We start from the raw sequence: 5,619 nt of genomic DNA, 5'->3' as shown, positions 1-5,619 counted from the left end.
GAAGCGCAGTAATGTGTGGAGCTGACCAGTACTAATAGGCCGAGGACTTGACCACAAAGCAACATGGCTTGGTCTGTGCAGCGCTCTGTCCCTTCGCCGGGTCCGGAGCAGCGCCAGACCAAGGTATTGCTCGCGTCCACTATGCAATTCTGAGACAGCAAACAATGTTTGTGTGTTTCATAGAGTTACGGCGGTTATGGCGAAGGGGAAACACCCGGTTACATTCCGAACCCGGAAGTTAAGCTCTTCAGCGCCGATGGTACTGCACCGGGGACGGTGTGGGAGAGTAGGTCGCCGCCGGACAATCTTTCGTGAAGGGCCCCCACCGTCGGTGGGGGCCTTTCGTGTTTCCGGCCCGGTCTCGTGTTCCGCGCTGCTCGCCCCCTTGGCGCCGCGCCGTCCGAGGACCCTTTTCCCGGCCGGCGGCACCTTCCTCGGGGCTCGTCTGCCGGAGAACGGTTCGCCTGCGAAGAGACAGGGCTCACGGTCAGAGACCGAGGGCAGTGGCCAGTGGGCGGGAGGGTGTGAGTCAAGGACCGAGGGGGCGCCGGGTCCAGGACGGACCCGACGCCCCCGGAATCACGCGGAGGGAGTTCCTCTCTCAGGGCGTGATGAAGAGGCCGTCGCCCACGGTGCGCTCAGCGCCGTCCGAGGGCCGGTTGACGGCCTTGTGGCCGACGACCATCACACTGGAGCCGCCGCCGTCGAAGTTGATGGCCTGCTTGGCGCCCAGCCAGCGCATCAACCGGGCCCCCTCGACCATCGAGGCGCCCACCGAGACTCCCGGGTTGCGCCCGTCGACCGTGGCCAGGATGAGCCCGCCGGACTTGTTGACGCCGACCATCGTGCGCGGGTGACGCCGGAGCATCATGTTGATCGAGGCGTGCCCGTCGGCCGCGGCGGTGACGCGTACCCGGCCGTTCCTGACCAGTCCCACCCCGCCTCCCATGACGTAGGTCGTGGGGGTGAGCGGGATGGCGCGGCGCGTCCGCAGATCGATGACCTTGGTGTCCACCTTCATGCCGGTGTTGGCGGCGTGCTCCTGCAGCCAGACGGCCATGAGGCCGGTGCCGTGCAGGACGGAGGTGCCCCGCGCGACGATGCCGCCGGCCTGCCGCAGCTTGACCATGCCCTGGGAGTCGATGACGGCCTCGATGCCGCCGTCGGCCGCCGTCCTGCTGCCGAACTCCTCGGTGTAGAGGACCAGCTCCTCGGGTCCGGCGGCACGGTTGACGCCGTTCACCGCCGTCTTCGTGCCGTCGGTGGAGACCGCGGTGACCACCGTCTCCAACTCGGTGATCCGTGCCTTGCGGCCCTCGATGACCAGCCCGCTCCGACCCGTCACGGCCTCGCTGAGCAGCCGGCCACCGACCACGGAGACGCCGACGGGGTCGCCCTGGAGCGCCTTGGCGGTGTGGATGTTGAAGAAGCCGCCGTTGACTCCGGCGATGGCGCCGTTCAGCTTCGACATCGAGCCGGTGGTCTCACGCTTGGCGACGCTCTTGCCGACACTCGTCTTGTACGACCCCCGGAACCGCTTGGGGTCGACCACCAGCACGCGCATGTCCCAGGGGCCGGTGGTCTCGGCGCCGTCGTCGCCGAGATAGTCGGTCTTGGCCCGTACGCCCTGCTTCTTGAGCTCCTTCACGACCTTGTCGGCCTTGGCGCGCTGGCCGAACGACCACAGGCCGATCCGCACCATGTACTGCTCCACGGCGGGCGCGTCCGCGGCGGCGGGTTGCACGATCTTCAGGATGCTGGGGGTGAACCCGGCGAACTCCACCGCTTCGGCCACCGTCTGAGCGGTGGCAAGACGGCCACTATCGTGCCCATTGGGCATAAGTGCGGAGACTGTCCATCCTTGTGTGGATTTGCCGTGTTTCACCGTAAAAAGGGTGATTCCCGGTGCCACGCTCTGTGCATTCCTCGTCGTGGCCATGTTCGTGCCCAACGGAAAAGCCGAGGAGGGAAACCCCGAACTCACCCGCTCGGCCTCGGCGGGAACCGCCGTGACCGTGAGCGCCACCACCGTGAATCCGGCGACAAGACGTCGCGACATGTATATCTCTCCCCATTGGTCTCCGACTTCGTGGACCATCGTGCCGAGATTTACCGCTTCAGGGGAGCGAAACACGCGAAACATCGCAAGAAAGTGTGGCGGATCACCCCAGTCCATACCCCTGCCGACCAGGCGGGTCTTAAGGGGGCGGACGGATGGATCCCCTGGCCGATAAGGATTGGTCCAGGCTGTTTCCCCCGAGGTGAGAAAGCGGCGTCACAGTGCGACAGGCCGCATTTTCTCAGAGTGAGCGGCACGTCTTCCGGGAGGCGGCCGTCATGGGGCCGGGCGCTCTCACAGTGATCATCGCAGGCCCGCTCCGGGGCGTCCCTGGAGCGCGATACTGACCCGCCCGCGCGGCCAGGCCCTCCACCTCTGCGCGGACGACATCACGGGCGCCGCAGGAACGCCCGACGCCGGCGGTGTCGAGACCGTTCCCGAACGTGCCGGAGTACCCGGGATGTGGGGAAGGCCGAGGGCGCCGACGGCACTGACGGCACTGACGGCACTGAGGACGCCGGAGGCGGGAACGCGGCGGATGCGGCGTCCGGGTGGACGCCGTACCCGACGAGCACGGTCAGGGCGGGTCGCCCTGACCTCGTGATGAACCGCCGTGAAGAACCGCGGGCCCGAGCACGCACCGCGGGCACGAGCCGCAGACCCGAGCGCGAACGGCGGGCGCGAGCCACGGTGACGGGAGCGCGTCAGCTCGCGCGGTGATACACCACGCGCAGGGTCTCGTGGACGATCCAGACGGTCTTGGCCCCCTCCGCGAGCAGGCAGACCGACCCCGGGACGAGGTCGAGGACGGCGCCCCCGTCCACCTCCAGGGTGGCGCGTCCGGCCAGGACGGCCACCAGGTTGTCACGTTCCACGTCGATCACGGTGCCCTCGGTGAGCTCGCGGATGCCCCGGCTCTGCCTGCCGTCGGGCGAGGACCACAGCTCGAACGAGGAGAGCCTCGGGGAACCCGCAAGGACCTGGCCGGGCTCCAGCTCCTCGGGAGAGAGCCGTACATCGCCGGCGGGTACGGAGAAGGCTCCGGCGGCGGTGAGCATCCGGGCCAGATCGGCGGCCTCGGGGATGAAGATGTCGGGCATGGGGACCTTTCAGGGGCGGGGACCGTCTCTCCGGATGGACTCCAGCGCCAGCAGGGCGACATGGAGGGAGAGACAGGACTCGACATCGTCCAGATCGGTGTCGAGGACGCGCTCCAACCTGCGGAGGCGATCGTAGAAGGCGGGCCGCGACAGGTGGGCCCGCTGCGCGGCGACGGCCTTGTTGCGGCCCGCGTCGAGGTACACGCGGAGGATCCCGGCGAGGTCGCCGCCGCGCTGGGCGTCGTGCGCCAGCAGGGGGCCGAGCTCGCGCTCGGCGAAGGTCTGCAACCGGGCGTCGTCGCGGAGCAGGTGGAGCAGCCCTCTCAACCGCAGATCGGGCAACCGGTAGAAGGGGCGCCCGTCGGGTTGCCTGACGGCCACGTCGGCGACCTGCTCGGCCTCCAGGAAGCTGCGCCGCACGTCGCGAACCGACTCGACCACGGAGCCGGCCGCGAGGACGAAGGGGATCGCGAAGGTCGCGCGCAGTTTCTCGGCGAGCGTGGACAGCGCGGACTCCGCCGGGACGCGCGGCGGCAGCGGGAGCAGGACGCCGACCCGGTTCTGGTCCAGGGCGCCGATCAGGGAGGGCAGGCGGGCCTCACGGCAGGCGGCGGCGGCCGCGTCGGCCAGCTCGCCGAGCCGGGCGAGCTGCTCCTGTCCGTCCAGCGGGCCGTCGGCCGGTTCGACCAGCCGGAGCACGGCGCTGACGAGGTGCCGTCCGGTGAGCGGGACGCCGACCGCGCGGGCGCGGGCCGCGGCCTCCTCGGGGTCGGCGTAGGCGTGGGTCAGGATGCCGGTGATGATCGTGCCGTGTGCCCGGCGTTCCAATGACTCCTGATGGCGTTCCAGCAGGCGGCTCAGGGCGAGGGTGGTCGCGGCGCGTTCGGCGAGCACGACGTCGCGCGGGCCGGGTTCGCTGTCGCACAGCAGGATCAGGCGTCCCCAGTCCTGGCCCCGCGCGCCGACCATCGTCACCAGCCAGCCGGAGGCGGCGTCGTAGGCGGTACGGGCACCGGGGGAGACCGCGCGGGAACGACTCTCCCAACCGGCCAGCAGGGTGCCGGTGTCACGTCCCGCGGTCTCGCAGGCCAGGACCTGGTGGGTGAGGTTCTCCAGCAGCGCGGGGTGACCCGACAGCCGGGAGACCTGGCCGAGCACCTTCGCCGGGGAGGCGCCCTCGACCGAGAGCTGGGTGAAGACCTCGTGCAACTGCTCGGAGGCGCGCAGCTCCTCGAGCTGGGCGTCGATGATCCGGGCGTGCACGGATTCGGTGATCTGCACGAAGGGCGTCTCCCTGGCCAGGGTGACCAGGGGCAGGCCGAGCTCCTCGGCGGCGGTGACCAGGGCGGCGGGGAGCTCCCCGACGAACTTGCGGCCCAGTTCCACGATCAGCCCCGAGGCGCCCACCGCGACCAGCTCGGTGATGTAGTCGGTGAGCCTGCCCGGGTCGTCGGACAGGGCGATGCCGGTGGTGAGCACAAGCTCACCACCGCGCAGCAGGTGCGCGATGTCGGTCACCTCGCCGACGTGCACCCAGCGCACCCGGCTGTCGAGCCGGTCGGTCCCCGCCACCACGCGCGGATTGCTCCGGCGGACGGTGTCCAGGGCGAGGACGTCGGCGACGGTAGGGAGCACGCATCGAGCGTATCCGATCAACATGTAAGTACGAGTTGATCTCTTCTTACAGGCTGTTCGCCCGCTGCCCTTGCCGTCGGAGAGGGGGGCGCGGTCCCGGGGGCCGCGGTTCCCGGAACGCGCGGCGCGGTCCCGGGCCGGTCCCGGGCCGGTCCCGGGCCGGTCCTGGGCCGTTGGAGCGCGCCCGGGGTGCGCCGGGACGTTCCGTTTCCGTGGCCTTAGGATGACCTCACCTTTTTCTGGACGGGCCGAGAGGCTTTCCGGCCGAGCCGAGAGGCGCGATGTGAGCCGATATGAACGTGGTTGAGACGGCCGGTACGGGACGGGGCGGGGCCGTCACGGGCGCGGCGGGGGTGGAGGAGCTCGACCTCCGCCAGCTCCTGGCCGGCCTGACGGCGGTGCGCGACGGTGACTTCGGCACCCACCTGCCCGAGGACGGCGACGGGCTGCTGCAGGAGATCGCCACCGTGTTCAACGGCATGGTGGACCAGCTCTCGCTCTTCACCTCCGAGGTGACCCGGGTGGCCCGCGAGGTCGGCACCGAGGGACAGCTCGGCGGGCAGGCCGAGGTGCCCGGCGTCTCGGGCACCTGGAAGGACCTCACCGACTCGGTGAACGCCATGGCGGGCAACCTCACCGACCAGGTGCGCGACATCGCCCAGGTCGCCACGGCGGTGGCCACCGGCGACCTGTCGCAGAAGATCACCGTGGACGTCCGCGGCGAGATCCTGGAGCTGAAGAACACGCTGAACACGATGGTGGACCAGCTGTCGTCGTTCGCCGACGAGGTGACCCGGGTCGCCCGCGAGGTCGGCACCGACGGCC

Annotated in this window: 4 protein-coding genes and 1 rRNA gene; 2 read left to right on the top strand and 3 right to left on the bottom strand. The window is 69.9% G+C overall.

Going from position 1 to position 5,619, the window contains the following annotated elements; genetic code table 11:
* The first annotated feature begins 186 nt into the window (after positions 1-186).
* Positions 187-303, top strand: a 5S ribosomal RNA gene (gene rrf, locus AB0G16_RS38215).
* A gap of 298 nt (positions 304-601) precedes the next feature.
* Here rrf and AB0G16_RS38210 read toward each other — a convergent pair.
* The 3 genes from AB0G16_RS38210 to AB0G16_RS38200 form a co-directional block, all read right to left on the bottom strand.
* Positions 602-1,795 carry a phosphodiester glycosidase family protein gene (locus tag AB0G16_RS38210; protein WP_362815839.1) on the bottom strand — a complete coding sequence of 398 codons (1,194 nt, stop codon included), beginning with the start codon at positions 1,793-1,795 and terminating at the stop codon, positions 602-604.
* A 968-nt stretch (positions 1,796-2,763) separates the two neighbouring features.
* Positions 2,764-3,159 carry a cupin domain-containing protein gene (locus AB0G16_RS38205; protein ID WP_362815837.1) on the bottom strand — a complete coding sequence of 132 codons (396 nt, stop codon included), beginning with the start codon at positions 3,157-3,159 and terminating at the stop codon, positions 2,764-2,766.
* Positions 3,160-3,168: 9 nt separating this feature from the next.
* The gene (locus tag AB0G16_RS38200) at positions 3,169-4,794 is read right to left on the bottom strand and encodes a PucR family transcriptional regulator ligand-binding domain-containing protein (protein ID WP_362815835.1); all 1,626 of its coding nucleotides are present in this window, start codon (positions 4,792-4,794) and stop codon (positions 3,169-3,171) included.
* Between the two features lie 293 nt (positions 4,795-5,087).
* Between AB0G16_RS38200 and AB0G16_RS38195 the strand changes: the two genes are divergently transcribed.
* On the top strand, positions 5,088-5,619 hold a 532-nt coding region (locus AB0G16_RS38195; protein WP_362815833.1), incomplete at its 3' end, for a HAMP domain-containing protein.

Origin of the sequence: Streptosporangium sp. NPDC023615 (genome assembly GCF_040640155.1) — a bacterium.
Taxonomy (GTDB): Bacteria; Actinomycetota; Actinomycetes; order Streptosporangiales; family Streptosporangiaceae; genus Streptosporangium.
This window is presented reverse-complemented; position numbering and strand designations above follow the sequence as displayed.